General features: G+C 69.5%; 16 protein-coding genes. 8 read left to right on the top strand and 8 right to left on the bottom strand.

Translation table 11 applies throughout. The features are described 5' to 3' along the window. Positions 1-15 precede the first annotated feature (15 nt). Positions 16-2,322 (bottom strand): hypothetical protein, encoded by a 2,307-nt coding sequence (locus ACFYRU_RS06210; protein ID WP_387653554.1) that lies wholly within the window; start codon positions 2,320-2,322, stop codon positions 16-18. 220 nt (positions 2,323-2,542) lie between these two features. Here ACFYRU_RS06210 and ACFYRU_RS06205 point away from each other — a divergent pair, with 220 nt between their 5' ends. From ACFYRU_RS06205 to ACFYRU_RS06185, 5 genes are all read left to right on the top strand, one after another. Then, a complete protein-coding gene (locus tag ACFYRU_RS06205; protein WP_387653552.1) occupies positions 2,543-5,887 on the top strand; it encodes a phosphodiester glycosidase family protein in 3,345 nt (1,114 codons plus the stop codon). 114 nt (positions 5,888-6,001) lie between these two features. Continuing rightward, complete coding sequence (locus ACFYRU_RS06200) at positions 6,002-7,084, top strand: hypothetical protein (RefSeq protein WP_387653549.1); 1,083 nt, start codon at positions 6,002-6,004, stop codon at positions 7,082-7,084. Next, positions 7,081-7,596, top strand: coding sequence for a YciI family protein (locus tag ACFYRU_RS06195; RefSeq protein WP_387653547.1), 516 nt, complete (start codon positions 7,081-7,083; stop codon positions 7,594-7,596). The genes ACFYRU_RS06200 and ACFYRU_RS06195 overlap by 4 nt, the downstream gene beginning before the upstream one ends. A 42-nt stretch (positions 7,597-7,638) precedes the next feature. Then, positions 7,639-9,219 carry a fibronectin type III domain-containing protein gene (locus ACFYRU_RS06190; RefSeq protein WP_387653545.1) on the top strand — a complete coding sequence of 527 codons (1,581 nt, stop codon included), beginning with the start codon at positions 7,639-7,641 and terminating at the stop codon, positions 9,217-9,219. A 65-nt stretch (positions 9,220-9,284) separates the two neighbouring features. Then, positions 9,285-9,725, top strand: a complete 441-nt coding sequence (locus tag ACFYRU_RS06185; RefSeq protein WP_387653542.1) for a VOC family protein — start codon at positions 9,285-9,287, stop codon at positions 9,723-9,725. A gap of 1 nt (position 9,726) precedes the next feature. Here ACFYRU_RS06185 and ACFYRU_RS06180 read toward each other — a convergent pair whose 3' ends face one another. Beyond that, positions 9,727-10,149: a MarR family winged helix-turn-helix transcriptional regulator gene (locus tag ACFYRU_RS06180; protein ID WP_387653541.1), complete on the bottom strand. Its 423-nt coding sequence runs from the start codon at positions 10,147-10,149 to the stop codon at positions 9,727-9,729. Positions 10,150-10,225: 76 nt separating this feature from the next. On the opposite strand from ACFYRU_RS06180, the gene ACFYRU_RS06175 reads away from it, so the two are divergent. Then, positions 10,226-11,110, top strand: a complete 885-nt coding sequence (locus ACFYRU_RS06175; protein ID WP_387653538.1) for an LLM class flavin-dependent oxidoreductase — start codon at positions 10,226-10,228, stop codon at positions 11,108-11,110. Between the two features lie 2 nt (positions 11,111-11,112). Here the strand turns inward: ACFYRU_RS06175 and ACFYRU_RS06170 are convergent, their stop codons facing one another. Beyond that, positions 11,113-11,787 carry an RraA family protein gene (locus ACFYRU_RS06170; protein ID WP_387653536.1) on the bottom strand — a complete coding sequence of 225 codons (675 nt, stop codon included), beginning with the start codon at positions 11,785-11,787 and terminating at the stop codon, positions 11,113-11,115. A 19-nt stretch (positions 11,788-11,806) separates the two neighbouring features. After that, complete coding sequence (locus ACFYRU_RS06165; protein WP_387653533.1) at positions 11,807-12,346, bottom strand: AAA family ATPase; 540 nt, start codon at positions 12,344-12,346, stop codon at positions 11,807-11,809. A gap of 85 nt (positions 12,347-12,431) precedes the next feature. On the opposite strand from ACFYRU_RS06165, the gene ACFYRU_RS06160 reads away from it, so the two are divergent. Then, positions 12,432-13,739, top strand: a complete 1,308-nt coding sequence (locus tag ACFYRU_RS06160) for an AlkA N-terminal domain-containing protein (protein ID WP_387653530.1) — start codon at positions 12,432-12,434, stop codon at positions 13,737-13,739. Here the strand turns inward: ACFYRU_RS06160 and ACFYRU_RS06155 are convergent. Together ACFYRU_RS06155 and ACFYRU_RS06150 are read right to left on the bottom strand one after the other, a co-directional pair. Continuing rightward, the gene (locus ACFYRU_RS06155) at positions 13,718-14,449 is read right to left on the bottom strand and encodes an isocitrate lyase/phosphoenolpyruvate mutase family protein (RefSeq protein WP_387653527.1); all 732 of its coding nucleotides are present in this window, start codon (positions 14,447-14,449) and stop codon (positions 13,718-13,720) included. The two genes, ACFYRU_RS06160 and ACFYRU_RS06155, sit on opposite strands and share 22 nt — an antisense overlap. Beyond that, positions 14,446-14,742, bottom strand: a complete 297-nt coding sequence (locus tag ACFYRU_RS06150; protein ID WP_387653525.1) for a putative quinol monooxygenase — start codon at positions 14,740-14,742, stop codon at positions 14,446-14,448. Before ACFYRU_RS06150 ends, ACFYRU_RS06155 begins: the two co-directional genes overlap by 4 nt. Positions 14,743-14,911: 169 nt before the next feature. Here ACFYRU_RS06150 and ACFYRU_RS06145 point away from each other — a divergent pair, with 169 nt between their 5' ends. Continuing rightward, entirely contained in the window at positions 14,912-15,706 is a 795-nt protein-coding gene (locus ACFYRU_RS06145; RefSeq protein WP_387653522.1) for a class I SAM-dependent methyltransferase, read from the top strand. On the opposite strand, the gene ACFYRU_RS06140 is transcribed toward ACFYRU_RS06145, so the two are convergent. Then, positions 15,689-16,489: a TrmH family RNA methyltransferase gene (locus ACFYRU_RS06140; protein ID WP_387653520.1), complete on the bottom strand. Its 801-nt coding sequence runs from the start codon at positions 16,487-16,489 to the stop codon at positions 15,689-15,691. The two genes, ACFYRU_RS06145 and ACFYRU_RS06140, sit on opposite strands and share 18 nt — an antisense overlap. Before the next feature lie 19 nt (positions 16,490-16,508). Beyond that, on the bottom strand, positions 16,509-17,705 hold the full coding sequence (locus tag ACFYRU_RS06135; RefSeq protein ID WP_387653518.1) for a hypothetical protein: 1,197 nt from the start codon (positions 17,703-17,705) through the stop codon (positions 16,509-16,511). Positions 17,706-17,877 lie beyond the last annotated feature (172 nt).

Raw genomic sequence — 17,877 nt, 5'->3', positions numbered from 1 at the left:
GCAGTTCAGTACGGCCTAGTCGCCGCCCGGTGCGAGTCCTCGTTCGGGCTTGGGGCGGGTGGCGCGTGGAGCCTGGGTCTGTTTGGTGGGCGCGGCGGAGTGTGAAGTGGCGAGGAGGCGGCGGAGGTGTTCGAGGTCGTCGTCCAGGGCGGGACTCAGCGGGAGGACAATCGGGACGCCTGCGTCTCGCCAGAGTTGGTGGGCCTTTTCCAGGGCCTGGGTGAGTCGGGCTTGTAGATGGGCCTGGGAGTCGGGGGTGCCGTGGTGCGTGTGGTGGTCCAGGGCGTTGGCTGTGTGGGTCAGGTGTTCCAGGGCGATCAGCCGTTCGGCCAGGAGCGGCTTCCCCGGGGGTTCGGCAGCAAGGGCTCGCAGGGCTTGAGTGGCGGCGGTCTGGATGGTGGGTGGTGGTTGGGACAGGGCTGACTCGGCCTGGAGCGTTAGCCGGGTCATCAGGTAGCGGGTGATGGCCCGGGCCTCCAGAAGCTCTGACTGGTTGATCGAGCGGACTGCCTTATTGGTTTCCAGGGCCTCGTGTACGCCTAGTTCGCGGCGGCGGAAGAGGTAGCGGGCGGTGGGGGTGGCGGTCAGGGAGCCTGCGGCGCCGGCGGTGGTCAGTACTAGAGCTTGGGTGGGGATGTCGATTAGTTGGTCCAGGCCGAAGGCACCTGCTACTGCGCCCAGCGAGCCTGCGGCTGCTTGTACGGCGTACGCGGAGAGGGGAGCTCTGGCAGCGGGGCGGGGCGTCGTGGGTGGGGTCGTTGCCTGGGGGAGCGCCGTGGCTTCGGTGGGGAGGCCTGCCAGCTGTTCCAGGTGGTCGGCCAGGTCCCGGAAGGCTTTCAGGCGGGGTTCGACGGTTTCGGCCAGGGCTGCGGCTTGGGCTGCTTCCTGGTGGGTTCGGGACCATTGTTTGGAGGCGTCGCGGGCCGGTTCGTCGCGGTTCAGGAAGTACTTGTCGCCCATCGCGCCGGTGATCGCGCCGAGCAGGCCGGGGCCTGCCGCGGAGAGGGCGGTTTGCAGTGGACCGCTATCCGCGGTGCGGCCGCCCAGTAGGGCGCGGCGTGCTGTGCCGGAGACGTTCTCGATCAGTTGGGCGGCGAGGCTGACGGTGAACGGCGGTGAGCCTGGTACGTCCGGCGGAGCCGGCGTCGGCGCGAGCGCGTTCACGGCTCGGGCGAAGCGGGTTTGCAGCGCGGCCAGTTCGGTGGCCAGCTGGTTGGTGTAGAGGGCCGGGTCGGACAGCCGGAGGCGTTCGGTGGCGTCGATCCGGCGGAGGCGGAACTCGAGTTTCTTCTTGTCCACAAGGCGATCCGCCAACGACTTGGCGAGGGCTGAGGAGGCGATCACCATCGCGGTCGAGAGCGCGGGCACGCCCAGCGGGGTCAGCAGACCGGCCACCGCGGCGGTGGCGAGGGTCGGTACGGCGTGGCGGCGCAGGTAGTTGCGCCAGGCGGTTGCCATTGGCATCTTTTCCCGCGGAGGGGGTGCGTCCGAGGCGCCGTCCAGCAGGGCGCGGAGGCCGGGGTGGTCGTGGTCGCGCTGGACCCGTTCGGCGTTGTACGCCGGTTTGCGGCCGACGGCCCGCTCGCGGTCGAGGCGGCGTTCGGTGAACGAGCCGACGGCGGCGTTGACGACTGTCGGGACGGTGATGCCGAGCCCGGTGAGCGGGTTGCCGGTGAAGACAGCGGCCGCCGTACCGATGACCGCGGACGACACGCCGGAGCCGCCGAGGGCCCTGGCCAGGTAGCCCTGCTGATCCACGCGCTCGTCGAGTGGCCGGCTGGACGGGTCGGCGGCGGCGAGGATGGCGCGTTCGTCCGCGGTGAGCAGGGTGCGGAGGAGTTCGGCGTTCGGTTGACCGTCGGCCACGCCCATCGTCAGCGCGAGGGCACGGATCTTCTTGGCCTGGCCCACACGTTGGCCGCGTTGGCGGAGCTCGGCGCGGAGTCCGGCGTCGGCGGGGCGTTGTACGGCGTCCACCTCGGGCCTGCCGGCCGGGCTGAAGACCCGGTCGTCGTCCCGACCGGCCGGGCCGAAGACGGGCTCGTCGCCGGCGGGTCGATCGAGGGCGGCGGTGGCTTCGGCCAAGGCTCGGGCCAGAACCGGGGCGACCTCGGACTCGGGGAGGCGGTCGGAGAGCTTCAGCACCACCGTCGACGGGTCGAGGGAGTACTCCACCTCGACCCCCGGACGGGTCGGGCCGACCTGTTTGATCAGGCGGACGGTGTCGTCGAGGGTGTAGACGCCGTTGCCCTCGGGGCGGACCCGCGTGTCCAGAGCCAGCAGGCCAGGTGTGGACAGCAGGCGTTCGGATTCGGTCGTCACAAGCACCCAGCCGGCGAGCCGCACAGAACTCCGATCGATCCGAGATTGGTTAGGGCAGCCTAACTTAAACAAACTGGATGTAAAACGTCCACGCAATGACGGGACGTTGTCGTCAGTGGTTTACCGGAATCTTGTCGAGTCAGTGGTTGCGCCGCCTCGAGACGCGGCGCGGCCGGCAGGTCCTGCCCGGTCCGGTTCGTTCAGAAAGCACAGGTCGACGATGAAATCTCTGACGTCCGGGATCGCCGCGGCCGCCGCCGCGGCAGTCCTGTGGTCGGTGCCGGCGCTCGGGTACGCCGACGACCACCTCGCGCTGGTCGACACGACCGAGCAGGTCGGTCCCGGGATCTCCCTCAACCACGTGAAGAGCGTTGACCAGCGCGGCTGGGTCGACGCGCAGTACCTGACCGTCAACCTCGCGGACAAGGCGGTCAGTACGGACCTGCTGACGTCCGGCCCGGTGGCCTCGGGCGGTCCGCTGAGTACGGCGGCCAACAAGGCCGGCGCCGTCGCCGGGGTGAACGGCGAGTTCTTCGACATCGGGAACAGCAACGCCGCGCTCGGTGGTGAGGTGCAGAACGGCCAACTGCTGAAGACCGCCGATGCGAGCGGCCGGCAGCACGTCGGCGTCAGCAAGGACGGGATCGCCCAGCTGGTGGACCTCGCCGTCGACTCGACGGCCACCTTTTCCGGTACCGATCACAAGGTGCTCACGATCAACGCCGCCAACGGTGGAGGCGTACCGGCCAACGGGCTGGTCGCGTACACGCCGACCTGGGGCGAGTACAGCCGGGCCCGCGGTTTCGCGAACGCCGACGTCGCCGAGGTACTCGTACAGCAGGGCAAGGTCGTCTCGGTGAACCCGTCCGCGGCGGGCGCGGGTCCGATCCCGGCCGATGGTTTCTACCTGGTCGGGCGGGACGCGGCCGCGACGGCGCTCCGCGCGCTGCAGCCGGGCGACGCCGTCGCATTGCACTACGAGCTCGCGAACGACCTGGCGAAGTCGATGAAGTTCGCGCTCGGTCAGGGCGGCACGATCGTCAAGGACGGCAAGGTCGTACCGGGCCTCGACCCGTCGATCGCGCCGCGGACCGCGCTCGGCTTCAAGGACGGCGGCCGGACGCTCGTACTCGCGACCTGGGACGGACCGGGCGGCACCGGTAAGGGTGGCGTCGGCATCGACCGGGAGGCGCAGGACCTGGCCGACCGCGGCGTCCAGACCGCCGTCAACCTGGACGGCGGCGGCTCGACCACGATGGTCGCGCGCAGTCTCGGCGAGGACGGTACGACGGTCCGCAACAACCCGTCCGACGGGCAGGAACGCAACGACCCGAACGGCGTCGGCGTCTTCGTCAGCAAGGGCGACGGCAAGGTCCACCAGCTGCTGATCAACGGCGGGTTGAAGGTCTTCCCGGGTATGCACCGCGTGCTGACAGCGAAGGCGGTCGACGACCACCTGACCCCGGTCACCCCGAAACGCCTTGTGTGGAAGGCGACAGGCGGGGTCATCAAGGACGGTACGCTGACCGCCGGCAGCCGCTCGCTGACGGTTTCCGCCCAAGCGGGACCCGTACGCGCCACGCAACGCGTCGACGTACTCGGGCCGCTGAAGAGCCTCGAGCCCTCCTCCGAGCGCCTAAGTATCCCCGAGGCAACCGCGGCGAACGCGGTCAGCCTCGCGGTCACCGGACGCGACGGCCAGGGCTACACCGCCCCGATCGACCCGCGTGACCTCAAGCTCGATTACGACCACGCCGTCGTCGACGTACAGCCGGCCGACGGCAAGCTCAAGATCACCCCGCTCAGCAATGCCGGCACGATCCTCACCATCAGTGCCGCCGGGCAGCAGGTGAAGCTGCCGATCACGGTCGGCGTCGAGACGAAGATCGTGTACGACTTCGACGACGACGTCCTCGCCCGCTGGAACAACAACAGCACCGCGGCCACCACCCGGTCGGTCGACCCGGACGGCCTGCGCATCGACTTCCCCGCGATGCGGAACGTCGGCATCTCCGCGAACGGCGCCGCGAACCGCATTCAGGTACCGGGTCAGCCGCTCCGCCTGAGGCTGCGGATCAAGTCGAGCATCGACGTGCCGAGCGGTCTCGACTACGTCGGCCTCTTCGACGGCAACGGCAAGTCTCTCGGTCTGTACGGGACCGGGTTGAAGGCCGGCCCCGACTACCAGAACATCACCTGGACGCTCCCGGCGAACACGGTCTACCCGGTGTCGATCTCCTCGTACCAAGGCATCAACACCGCGGTCGCGCAGCAGAAGGCGGGTACGTTCGTACTGGACCGGTTCGAGGCCGACGTACCGACCTCGATCGACCTGCCGAAGCAGCCCGACCTGGTCGCCGACCCGCTGGTCTCGGCCGACGGCACGCTGAACACCGGTACGTTCAAGTTCGCGACCCTGTCCGACGTCCAGTTCACGGCCGACAACCCCTCGCTCGCGCAGGTCGCGACGGCCGCCATCGCGCGGATCGGCAAGACCCGCCCGGACCTCGTCGTACTGAACGGCGACATCACCGACCGCGGCCTGCCACAGGACCTGTCGCTCGCCCGGAAGGTACTGACCGACGCGGGCTGCGACCTGATTCCGGTCGGCAAGGAGCCGGCACCGAACAGTACGCCGACAGGCAACACGGTCCCGTGCTACTACGTGCCGGGCAACCACGAGTCGTACGGCCTCAACAACACCCAGTCGGACCTGACCAACTTCACGAACGAGTTCGGGCAGCCGTACCGGACGTTCGACCACAAGGGCACGCGTTTCGTCCTGCTCGCGAGCTCGCTCGGTACGTTGCGTACGTCGGCGTGGGCGCAGCTGCCGATGCTGAAACAGGCCCTCGACAGCGCCGCCAAGGATCGCTCGATCCACAACGTGATGGTGTTCGCGCATCACCCGGTCGACGACCCCGAGGAGACGAAGTCGAGTCAGCTCGGCGATCGGGACGAGGTCGCGTTGGTCGAGAAGCTGCTGACGAACTTCCGCAACGGCACCGGCAAGGGTGCCGCGATGGTCGGCTCGCACGCGCAGGTCGCGAACGTGCACCGGGTCGAAGGTGTGCCGTACACGGTCCTCCCGTCGTCCGGGAAGGACCCGTACGGTACGCCGGACCGCGGCGGTTTCACCGGCTGGGTCGACTGGTCCGTCGACGCCCAGCGCAACGCCGGCCAGCAGTGGCTCGAGGCCGACGTACGGGCATTCGCGCAGTCGATCACCCTCGACGCTCCGGTCGCGGTGTCCGTCGGCGAGTCGACGCAGGTGAACGGCAGCATCGTCCAGCCGGAGGGCGTCGGCGCCGGGACCCGCGTCGTGCCGCTGCGGTACCCGATGTCGGTGCACTGGACCTCTTCGCCGAACGTCGCGATCGGATCCGTGGACCAGGCGCGGCGGTCCGGGAAGATCGCGGCCTTCGACCCGGCAACCCGGACGCTGACCGGCCTCCGGCCGGGCAAGGTGACGATCTCGGTCACCAACGACTCGATGCGCCCGTACACCGGCGACGCGTCGCTCGCGCCGATCACTACCTCGGCCAGCATCACCGTCAAGCGCTGACCGCGGACACCCGCCCCCGTCGGGGGCGGGTGCCGCCGCTGGGGAATAGGGTCGGATCGGGCGGGAGTTGGAAACTGAGCCGGACTGTCCGGGCGTGTTCAAGCGAGGAGAACGATGAAACCCACCGAGTTCGTGAAGGTGAACGGTCAGTTCTGGGGGGAGCACCTGAAGGGGGTTGCCGGGCATCTGCCGGTCAGCCACCGCACGGAGCTGCCGGGGCCGATGCTGTTCCCGCGGATGATGGTGCTGACCGAGACGCCGGACTGGAACATCCTCGAGCTCGTCGGGTTGAGCCGTGAGTACCGGACGCTGGAGGTCCGGCGGCAGAAGCTGGGCAGCGTCGAGGAGTACTTCGGCGTCGGCGACGGCACCGCGGTGATGACGCTGCCGGGCGAGAACCTGTTCAAGGACGCGACGATCGCGACGACCGCCGGGCGGCAGGCGCTGACGGAGCGGTTCCCGGCCGCCGCGAACCTGATCGGCGACGAGTTCGTCGGGCCGGGCGAGGAGCTGTTGCAGTTCGCGCCGGGCAACTATTCGACGTTCGACCGGACCCTGCTCGTGCACACCGCGGGCGACTCGCTGCGGGCGCACTGGGTGAACTTCGCGATCGCGATCCACCGCTCCGAGCCGGCCGACAAGTACCTCGACTTCCTGCAGTCGTACTCGAACGCCCGCCCGCACCTCGACCCGATCGGTACGCTCAGCCTGCCGATCGACCCGGCCGTACTGAAGGCCGACCCGTTCGAGAGCACGTACCTCGCGCACGGTCTGCAGGACTCGACCGTCGAGGAGTTCCTGGACAAGCACGAGGAGATCCTGCTGTCCGCGTTCGGCGCGACCAAGCTGGTCCGCGAGCCGGCGCTCGGCGACCTGCACCCGGACTTCATCCTCGAGCGTGCCGACGGCAGCCACGTCATCGGGCGGCTCGAGCTCCCGGTCGTTGACACCACCAACGGTAAGAAGCGGCGCCGGGTGTTCCGCCTGCCGGTGCAGGAAAGCGCTGCCGAGCTGGCGACGTACGCCGACTACCTGAAGACCGCGGACAACCGCTCGCAGGTGAAGTCGAAGTACGACGTCGAGGTCACCGACCCGCGGCTGCTGCTGATCGTCCCGTCGCAGGAAATCGTGACACCGGCTCCCGGCGTCGAGGTCGTCGACTACGACACGATCCTGCGGCTGCACCTGGCCTCGTGACGCAGTATTTCGTGTACGGCCGCGACCGGGCCGGCGAAGACGTGAAGGCTCGGTTGACCGAGGAACACTGGGCCTTCATGGACGGGTACGCCGCGGAGCTGATCGCCCGCGGTCCGACCCTCACGCCGGATCGCGACGGCCCCACGGGCAGTGTGCACATCGTCGACCTGCCGTCGGCGGAGGCGATGCAGCGGTTCGTGTACGACGATCCGTACTACCTCGGCGGGGCGTTCGCGTCCGTCGAGGTGTACCGGTTCGAGAACCTGTCGGGCCGGACGATGTGGGAGTTCGCGGCGGCGGTCGACTCGTACGAGCGTTTCCTCGTGCTGACGAAGGACGCCGCGCGGCCGCTGTCGTCGGAACACCTGATCCTGTACGGCGATCTGTACGACGGCTCGCGTCACGTCGGCCGAGCCGGACTGGTGGAGGCAACGTCGGCCGCGGCCGCGGCGGCGCTGCTGGAGGCCGACGACGCCGAAGTACATCCCTGGGAGTTCGGCGGCAGGCGGTAGCGAGTTGGCTTGGGCGTCACCTCCGGCGCCCAGCGTGGAGGTGTGATCGATGACGAAGAGCTGTTCGAGTCGCACTTCTCACGGCGTGGGTTTCTCGCGTCTGCAACGGTCGTCGCCGGCGGGTCGCTGCTCGCCACCACGGGTACCGCATCGGCCGCACCTGAGGTCCAGGTTGCTGCTGACCCGGTGACCACGCCGCGGGTCGGCGGGCTGCACCTGCAGTTCGGCGCCGACGCGTCGACGGAGGTCGTGGTCTCCTGGCACACCCGCCTGCCGGTACGGCGGCCGCGCGTACTGCTCGGATCGCCGGACGGGGAGTTCGAGCGGACCGTGTCGGCTGCTTCCACGAGCTACACCGACGCCAAGTCGGGGCAGGTCGTGTACGTCCAGCACGCGCGGATCAGCCGGCTCCGGCCGGCCGGTGAGTACGTGTACGCCGCCGTCCACGACGGTGCGGAAACCGTTTTCGGAACGTTCCGAACGGCGCCGAGAGGTCGTTCCGCCTTCACCTTCACGAGCTTCGGGGACCAGGGCACGCCGACGCTCGGCAAGCGGTACGTTCCGCCCGCGGGCGTGACGATTCCGAACCCGCCGTACGTGAACGACAACCTCGGTTCGCCCGCGGCCGGTGACGTGACCGCCGGCGTGGAGCGGGTGCGTCCGCTGTTCCACCTGTTCAATGGGGACCTCTGCTACGCGAACCTGGCCGACGACCGGGTCCGGACGTGGAACGACTTCTGGGAGAACAACAGCCGCAGCGCGCGGAACCGCCCGTGGATGCCGTCGGCCGGCAACCACGAGAACGAACTCGGGAACGGCCCGATCGGGTACGAGGCGTACCAGACGTACTTCGCGCTGCCCCGACAGGTCGGGCAGACCGATGTGACGCGCGGGCTCTGGTACGCGTTCACGGTCGGCTCGGTGCGGGTGATCAGCCTGGCCAACGACGACGTCTGCTACCAGGACGGTGGAAACAGTTACGTCCGCGGGTACTCCGACGGTGCCCAGAAGGCGTGGCTGGAGAAGGAACTCAAGGCGACGCGGGCGAGCCGCGACATCGACTGGATCGTGGTCTGCATGCACCAGGTCGTGGTGAGCAGCGCCGACCAGGCGAACGGCGCGGACCTCGGCATCCGGCAGGAGTGGGTGCCGCTGTTCGACGAGTACGGCGTCGACCTGGTGGTCTGCGGGCACGAGCACCACTACGAACGGTCGCACCCGATCCGCGGGCAGCAGCCGAACCCGACGCTGACGCCGATCCCGGCCGCGACCCGTACCGATCTCGTCGACACGTCCAAGGGCACGGTCCATATGGTGATCGGTGGCGGCGGTACGTCGGTCGGCTCGAACGGAGTGCTCTTCGACCCGCCGGCCTGTCGGGTGATCACGTCGGTCGGCGCGCCGGATCCGGTGACCGGGAAACGTCCGCCGGTCTACGTCAAGGAACCGGCTCCTTGGTCGGCCAGCCGCAACGCCGCCCACCCGTGGGGCTTCGCGGCGTTCACCGTCGACCCAGGCCGGCCCGGCGGCCACACCACGATCGAGGTCAAGTACTACGACGTGCTGGGCAGCGACCTGCGCGAGTTCGAGTCGTTCACCCTGACCCGCCCACGCCGCGGCTGACCGAGAACTGTCGGAGGCCGCAGCAACACTGATGGAGACTGTCGACGGGCGCGAAGGAGACGCAGATGGCCGCGCGGTTCCAGTTGGTGATCGATTGTGCCGACCCGGAGCCGCTCGCCCGGTTCTGGGCCGCCGCCCTGCGCTACGAGCTCGCGCCCGCCCCGAGCGGCTTCGCCACCTGGAACGACTTCTACCGCCGGTTGGGAGTGCCGGAGGAGGACCTGATCGCCGGTGCGGACCGGATCAGCGACCCGGACGGCCACGGCCCGGACATCTGGTTCCACGCCGTCCCCGAAACCAAGGTCGTCAAGAACCGCCTGCACCTCGACCTCCACGCCAGCGGCGCCTGGACGGACCCGCTGGAGCTCCGAATCCACCGGGTCGACGCGGAAGCATCCAGACTCGCCGCCCTCGGCGCAACCATCACCGGCCCCTTCGAGGAAGGCCTCGACCACTACGCCGTCGGTATGAAAGACCCCGAAGGCAACGAGTTCGACATCAACTGACTCAGTCGGTGATGGATTGCAGGGCGGTGGTGACGGCTCGGCGGGTGGTGGCCGGGAGGTGGGCGGTCAGGGTGTTGATGCGGTCGACCACGGCGTCGTGAGCCTGGTGGGCGAGGGTGAGGCCGTCGGGGGTGAGCTCGATCCGGCAGGCGCGGCGGTCGCCGGGGCTGGGGATGCGGGCGACGAGGGAGCGGCGTTCGAGGCGGTCGACCATGCTGGTGAGGCTCGAGCGTTCGATGCTCAAGATCCCGCTCAGGTCGGTCATGCCCTGCGGTCCGGCGATCAGGACGCAGAGCAGGTGCGCCTGCTGCGGGGTGAGGCCGAGCGGGCGGCTGGTTTCGGCGTGGATGTCCTGCAACCGGTGCATCGCCTGCACCAGCGCGCTCGCGAGGTCGGTGTCCCGGGCAGCCGTCGTCGTCACCATGAGCCCATGATAGTCCGCTGAACTAATAGTTCGTGGTACAACTAGTTAGAACAGCGAACTATCTGAAGGAGTCGACATGAACGTCCGGTTCGGATACGGATCGCCGGACTCGGTCCGCGACGTGGCCACGATCGTGCGGCTCGCGCAGCAGGCGGACCGCGACGGCCTCGATCACGTCAGCCTCGCCGACCACCCGTACGTGCCCGACATGCTCGACGGGTACGCCGCGATCGCCTTCCTGCTCGGACGTACCGAGCGGTTGTCGGCGTTCGTCAACGTCACGAACCTGCCGCTGCGCCCCGCCCCCGTCCTCGCCCGTACGGCGACCTCGTTGTCGGCGCTGTCCGGCGGGCGGTTCGTGCTGGGTCTCGGAGCCGGTGGCGCCTGGGACCGGATCACCACGATGGGCGTCCCGGAACTCCGCCCGGCCGAAGCGGTCGAGGCGTTCGAGGAAGCCATGCAGCTGGTGCATGCGATGTCCGCCGGCGGTACGCCGGTCCCGTCCAAGCACTACCCGATCGGCAACCTCCGCCCCGCCGCCGTACCCGCCCCGCTGATCTGGACCGGCTCGAACGGCCCGAAGTCCCTCGCCGCCACCGGCCGGAACGCCGACGGCTGGATCCCCGGCCACGCCGCCGACTGGCTCAGCGACCGCTACCGCTGGTCGCGCCCGATCATCGACGAGGCGGCGCTGTCCGTCGGCCGCAAACCCTCCGACGTCGGCACCATCTACAACTTCCCCGGCGAGATCACCGAGACCCCACTCCGCCAGCCCCGCGACCCTGAAGGCCGCTGGCTCGGCGGCTCCCCGTCCCAGTGGATCGAGGAACTGACCGATGCCATCCTGAACCACAACGCCACCGGCTTCACCCTCTTCCCCCGAGGCACCACCCCCTACGAAACCCAACTAACCCGCTGGTCCCAGGAGGTCGTCCCAGCGATCCGCGCCGCAATCAGCTGAGCTCACTCCTCGATCGCTGCGCGTATCGCGCGCAGGTGTTGGCGGAACGTCAACGACGGATCGGCCGCCCGGTTTGCCAAGTACTGCGCGAAGCTCACCTGGTCGCGCAACGAGCGGCCGTTGCGGATCTGTGCGGCCTGCTGGTGCTCGGTGTCCCGGATCGACTCCGCCAGCGCCTGCAGCTCGTCCACGCGATCGGCCGGTACGAAGATCGCCCCGTCGGCGTCCGCGAGTACGACGTCGTCCCGGGTCACCGTCCACTCGCCGATAGTTGCCCTCGACAACGCATCGGCCGGCTGCGGGTCGAGCCGCAACGGCCCGGTCGGCAACGCGCCGAGGCTGAACACCGGCAACCCGATCGCGGCGATGTCGGCGGTGTCGCGGTGCAACCCCCAGATCACGATCCCGGCAACGCCCGCGCCGGCGGCCTCCAACGCCGCCAGGTCTCCGACGCACGCCTCGTCCCGCCGGCCACCGTTGTCCACCACGAGTACGTCGCCCTCGGTCGCGGACTCGAACGCCTCCAGGAAAACGTCCACACTGCCCACATGTTGCGCCGGCAGTACCCGCCCCGCGACCCGCTCGCCGACGACCGCCGTCAACGACACCGTGCGTACCGGCACCCCGGCCCGTACGCACGCGTCGGCCAGATGCGCCGTGGTCAACCCCTCCAGCATGCCCGTCCCCTTCCAATCGTCAGCGGGACAAGAATGCCAGGACCTTCTCCAACGACGGCTCGGTGGTCGTGTCCAGCACGAGCGAAGGAACCGGCAGATCCACCGGCTGGAAGGCGTTGTGGGTACGGACGCGTGCCTCGGGACTGATCTGCGCGTCCTCGTGCGCCGCCCGTCGCGGGTCGGCGCCGGAACGGGCTGTGATCCGCTCGAGCGCGACCTCGGCGGAGGTCGTACAGTGCACGATCCGCAGGTCGGCGCGACCGAGCAGCGGGCTCAGTCCCGGTGTCCACAACCGGTCCTGGAACGCCGCCTCCGCGACCACCGTCGTACCGCGCCCGACCAGCAGGCCGATCACGTCGAAGAACGTCGACAACGTCCGCATCGTCAGCGGATCGCCGGGCCCCGGGACGAAGTCGGGCGTGGCGTGCGCCATGCCCTCCTTGATCTCGTCCCGGCAGATCGCCGGGCAGCCGATCGCGGTCGCGATCCGGTGCGCCAGCGTCGTCTTTCCCGTCCCAGGCGGACCACTCACCACGACCAGCATAGGTTTCGACTGCACTCGCCGTACCTTAGCCGCGACCGCGCGTGCTCGGTGTAAAGCGCGTGTCATGAAACTGTCGGTCGGCCCGGTTACCGTGCTGGATGTGACGACCTATTCGGCGGTCCGGACCACCGGCATCTACTGCCGTCCCGGGTGCGGCGCGAAGCCGCTCGCGGAGAACGTCAGTACGTTCGAGCTGCCCGCGGCCGCCGAGGCCGCCGGGTATCGCGCCTGTCTTCGCTGCCGTCCGTACCGGGTAGCCGGGACGGTCGCTGACGAAGCGCCCGAGCTGGTCTGCCGGGCGGTCCAGTTGATCATCGCCGGATTGCTGGACGAGTCCGGCGAGGAGGCACTCGGTGCGCGGCTGGGGATGTCGGCACGGCATCTGCGCCGGATGTTCCACGAGCACCTCGGCGTGACCCCGGACCAGTTCGCGCGCTCGCGGCGGGCGCATTTCGCGCGCAGGCTGCTGGACGATTCCGATCTGGGGATCGCGGAGATCGCGTTCGCCTCCGGGTTCGGGAGTCTGCGGCAGTTCAACCGGGCGATGCAGGAGATCTTCCGTGCGTCACCGCGAGAACTGCGCGAACGCAGGCGGCGCAGCGATCGGTTGGTGGCCGACGGCGGTCTGGTGCTGCGGTTGCCGTACACGCCGCCGTACGACTGGGACGCGATGTGTACGTTCCTCGCGGAGCGGGCGGTCCCGGGGGTCGAAGCCGTCGATGACGGGGTGTACCGGCGGACGATCTCGCTCGACGGCGAGGCCGGGCTGCTGGAGATCGGTCCGGGCGGGGACGACTACCTGCTGCTGCGGGCGCATCTGCCGTTCTGGGAGGGCGTGATCCATGTCGTCGACCGGGCGGCGCGGCTGGTCGGCCTCGACTGCGAGCCGATTCGCGCCCGGGCGCAGCTGTCGGTCGATCCGAGGTTCGGCCCGTTGGTGGCGGCACGGCCAGGCGTCCGGATCCCCGGTGCGTGGGGGCCGTTCGAGGTCGCCGTACAAACCGTCGTCCGGGACCAGCTGCCACCCGAGGACGCCACAGATGCCCTGCGCAAGCTGGTCGAGGTGTACGGGACGGCGGTCCCGGGCCTCGGGCACGGTCTCACCCACCTCTTCCCCGGTCCCGACGCGCTCACCTCCGCCGAGCTGGTCGGCCCGCTTGCCGCGGAAGTTGCCAACGGCAACATCGTGCTCGAGGTGGGGGAAGATGCGGCCGAGCTCGTCCGGTCCCTCGAAACCGTTACGAGCCCGGCGGCCGCCCAAGAGATCGCGCTACGCCTGGGTGCCCGCGACGCGTGGCCCGGCCGCGAAGGCCGGCCGGACCCCACCGCCGCCGAGCGCCCCGCCGCCGAGCACCTCAGTCCCTGGCGTTCCCTCGCCACCGTGTATCAACTACTCAACGCCTCGTAGGTCCCGGTCGTGAGCAGCTCCTGTGCGGCTCTGGTTGCGAGGGCGTAGGCGGCGCCGGTGATCGCCGGCCCCACACTGATCCGGACCACGCCGACCTCCGCGAGTTCGCGGACAGCTGGCGCGCCCGGCCCGACCATCACGTTCACGGGGAGCGGCGAGTTCTTCACCAGCTCGGCGATGGTCGCCAGATCGACGACACCCGGTACGAACAGCACGTCCGCGCCCGCGTCGGCGTACGCCTTCGCTCGCTCGATCGTCCCGGTCTTGTCGCCGAACAGGTACGTGTCGGTCCGCGCGTTGATCACCAGTTCGGCACCGCCGGCTTCCCGAGCGACCCGGATCCGCTCCGCGTGTACCGCCGGATCGTCGAGCACCCGCGCCGTACTGTCCTCGAGGTTCAGCCCGGCGGCACCCGCCTCGACGACCTCCCGCACGGTCCGCGCGACATCGCCGTACCCGGCCTCGACATCCACCGTCACCGGCACGGACACCGCAGCGCAGATCGCCCGCACAGTGGCGACCGCCGCCGCCCGGTCCAACCCGCCGGCGTCGTCCACCCCGTGCGCCCACGCGACCCCGGCACTCGTGGTCGCGATCGCCTGCGCGCCACCGGCCTCGATCGCCCGCGCCGAGCCGGCGTCCCACGCGTTCGGGAGCACCAGCGGCGGCTGCTGGTGGAGTTCGCGCAGCCGCCGCGCCAGGTCGTTCACAGGCTGACCAGCAGTTCGTGGTCGATCTCGACGAACTCGACGATCAGGTCGGCGAACCGGCCCGCGATCAGTTCCTGGTACGCCGCCGACCCGGTGTGGGCGTCGTACGCCGCCTGGTCCGCGAAGTGCTCGACGAACAACAGGTAGTCCGGCGTCGCCGGGTCCCGGTACACCCGGAACGACAGCGTCCCCTCCTCGGCGCCCGGCCCCTTCGGCCCGAACTCCTGCACGATCGCCTCCGCGGCGGCCTGGTTGCCGTCCTTCAGCTTGATCGGAAACACCTTTGCCAGCATCACTTTCCTCCTTGACGGTTTCGCAGTACCTCAAGGTTCGCCTGCCGGCCCCGGCCGGGTCTGGCCATATTCGGTCATGTCCGTCCGTTCATATACCGAGACGATATGTCTCATTCAGCAAGACTCTGCGCTAGCGTGGAAAACGTTGGCGAGGGCAAAGGAGCCTGGGATGAACAACGTGTACACGCACGGCCATCACGAGTCGGTACTGCGGTCGCACCGCTGGCGGACGGCCGAGAACTCGGCGGGATACCTGCTGCCGCAGCTGCGGCCGGGGATGTCGCTGCTCGACGTCGGCGCCGGTCCCGGGACCATCACCGCCGACCTCGCCCGGCTGGTCGCGCCCGGCCGGACCACCGCGCTCGAGGCGAACGCCGCCGCGCTGGACATCACCCGCAAAGCCTTCGAGAACACCGATGCCGACGTGGAGTTCGTCGTCGGCGACGTCCACGCGCTGGACCTGCCCGACGACACCTTCGACGTCGTCCACGCGCACCAGGTCCTGCAGCACGTGGCCGATCCGGTGCAGGCGCTGCGGGAGATGCGCCGCGTCTGCAAGCCCGGCGGCGTCGTGGCGGTCCGCGACTCCGACTACCACGGCTTCGTCTGGTACCCGGAGCTGCCGGAGCTGACCGAGTGGATGGACCTCTACCAGCGGATGGCGCGCGCCAACCGGGGCGAGCCCGACGCCGGCCGGCGCCTGCTGTCGTGGGCGCAGGCCGCGGGCTTCGAGCAGGCCGACGTCACCACGTCGACGTGGTCGTTCGCGAATCCGGAGGAACGCGCCTTCTGGGGCGGGATGTGGGCGGACCGGATCCGCTCGTCAGCGCTCGCGGACCAGGCCCGCGCGGCCGGCGTACCGGAGGAAACACTCGAGGCGATTTCCCAGGCCTGGCGGACCTGGACGGAGACGCCGGACGCCTTCATCTCGATCCTGCACGGCGAACTACTCTGCACGGCGTGAGCGCTGCCGGGAGATCTCGTACAGGGCGGCGGTTGCGGCGTTCGCGGCGTTCAGGGAGCTGGCCGAGCCGGTGATCGGGATCCGTACGAGCTGGTCGGCGGCTTCCTTCCACGCCGTACTGAGCCCCGCCGTCTCGTTGCCGATCAGCAGCAGGACGGGCTGGGTGAAGTCGAAGTCGTAGATGTCTTTCGACCCGTGCTCATCGGTGCCGACCACGAGCACCGGCGTCCGGCGTACCCACTCGAGCACCTCGCGATGCGACGGCATCCGGACGGCGGGGACCGCGAACAGCGACCCCGTCGTCGCACGCACCGCCTTCGGGTCGTACACGTCGGCGGCATGCCCGGTCACGATCACCCCGTCGGCGCCGAACGCGTCCGCGGAACGGATGATCGACCCGATGTTCCCGGGGCCGGTCGGCCGGTCGAACACCACGCCGAGGAACTGTGGGCCGACGGTGATCCGGTCCAGGTCGTCGGGCGGCAGTTCGAGGACGGCGATCAGTTCCGGGTCGTCCTTCTCGCCGAGCTCGGCCAGCAGCTCCGGAGCCATCGCGACCCGCTCCACGTCCGGCAGTTGCCGCAGCAGCTCCGAGGCCCAGCGCGACAGCGGCCGGGACGCGTCGTGGATGACGGTCCGGACCGGCCAACCGTTGTCCACGGCAACAGATATCGGCCGTACGCCCTGGACCAGGAACTCGCCGGACCGCTGCCGTTTGGTCCGGTTGGTCAGGGACGCCTGCCAAACCTGGAACCGGGCGTTCCGCGACGAGATCCGCTGCACGGCCTTACCTTACGTCGGGTCAGTGGGCTCGTTTGCGCCGTCGGCCGCGGTGTCTGAGGCGCAGACCGCCCCACAGCAGTAGCGCCGGCAGCCAGAGCACCACGAGCCAGGGGAGTCGCCACCAGCCGGACCAGCCCGATGAGCCGTCCAGCTTCGGCTGGCCGGTGGCGACGAGGGGACGGGCCGACGTCGACCAGGCCAGGAACGCGTCCCCGATCGGCACCGCGCCGAACAGGTACCGCTTCGTCTTCCGCCCACTGAACGGCAGCCCGACGAGTTCTCCCGTCCGGGACAGCCGCTCCGCCAACGGATCCTGGTGTACCCGCGCCGCGCCCAACCCGACCACCGTCGCGGAAAGACTGATGCCGAGAACCAGCGGCCCGGAATCCACGTCGCCCTTCCCGCCGGTCCCCTTCGGGTACTCGCGAACGCCCAGCCCGGTGACGAACTTGTCCTTGAAGATCTCGTACTGCGACCGCGCGAACGTCGGATCGATGTCGACCAGAAACCGTTGGATCATCGCCTGCGACGAGCCGCGTGCACCGGACACCTGTGGCGTCACCTGGTGCGGCAGCAGCCCGGTCGCCGGGTCGAGCCGGGACTTGGCCGCGGTCACCCAGTTCCGGGCGACCTGCCCGAAGCGAGGCACGACCACGGCGTCGTACAGTCGCAGCGACGCGATCGCGACCACCGAGTCGACCGGCCAGGCCTGGTCCGGATACGCGGGCAGGAACGGTGACTTCGCGGTCCGGAAAGCGGTGGCGATCGCGACCGAATCGCTGGTGAACCGCGACCGGTCCGCGGCGTCCGACTGCCCGAGCGCGACCAGCCCGCCGCGGAGCCAGTTCGTCCAGCCCGCGTAGAAGATGCCGTACTCCGGCTGCAGCGCCGCGTCGAACGGTGCGGTCCCGTCCGGCGACGCGATCCGGTCGAGCGCCCATCGCACCTCGGTGGTCGCGTCGGCGGCGCGCGCCGGGTCCGCGACGCCGACCTGGACCCAGCTCAGGCCGTACAGCACGTTCAGGAAGAAGTACCCCTCCGGAAACTGTTGCTGTGCGTTCCGATCCGCGCCGCCCTCGATCTCCGCACGCAGGAACGCCAGTTGCTTCGGCACGCCGCGGGTGGGATCGGTCCACGGAAGGACCAGACGCGCGGTGCCCACCCCAGCCACCAACGTGGCAATCACCGCCACGCCGATCACGAACTTGCGCAGCACCTGGATCAATCTAGACGGCGTTCGGCAACCAGCGGCGGGCCAACGGGTGACCATCTGGGGGCCCATCGAGGCAACTGATTTCCTGGGTTTCCGGGGAGTGGTCATGAGGGTTGACCTGGCGCGCGTTCGTCCATACCTTCATCCAGGAAAACGTGTTCCGAATTTTCCTAAA

It is taken from the genome of Kribbella sp. NPDC004536 (assembly GCF_042873835.1).
Classification (GTDB): Bacteria; Actinomycetota; Actinomycetes; order Propionibacteriales; family Kribbellaceae; genus Kribbella.
Note: the sequence above shows the minus strand (reverse complement) of the source record. Positions and strands in the feature narration are given on the sequence as shown.

Excerpts from the sequence above, each read along its gene's own strand:
- ACFYRU_RS06205 (WP_387653552.1), top strand. The coding sequence starts at position 2,543 with ATGAAATCTCTGACGTCCGGGATCGCCGCGGCCGCCGCCGCGGCAGTC.
- ACFYRU_RS06145 (WP_387653522.1), top strand. The coding sequence starts at position 14,912 with ATGAACAACGTGTACACGCACGGCCATCACGAGTCGGTACTGCGGTCG.
- ACFYRU_RS06175 (WP_387653538.1), top strand. The coding sequence starts at position 10,226 with ATGAACGTCCGGTTCGGATACGGATCGCCGGACTCGGTCCGCGACGTG.
- ACFYRU_RS06185 (WP_387653542.1), top strand. The coding sequence starts at position 9,285 with ATGGCCGCGCGGTTCCAGTTGGTGATCGATTGTGCCGACCCGGAGCCG.
- ACFYRU_RS06170 (WP_387653536.1), bottom strand. The coding sequence starts at position 11,787 with ATGCTGGAGGGGTTGACCACGGCGCATCTGGCCGACGCGTGCGTACGG.
- ACFYRU_RS06150 (WP_387653525.1), bottom strand. The coding sequence starts at position 14,742 with ATGCTGGCAAAGGTGTTTCCGATCAAGCTGAAGGACGGCAACCAGGCC.
- ACFYRU_RS06180 (WP_387653541.1), bottom strand. The coding sequence starts at position 10,149 with ATGGTGACGACGACGGCTGCCCGGGACACCGACCTCGCGAGCGCGCTG.
- ACFYRU_RS06200 (WP_387653549.1), top strand. The coding sequence starts at position 6,002 with ATGAAACCCACCGAGTTCGTGAAGGTGAACGGTCAGTTCTGGGGGGAG.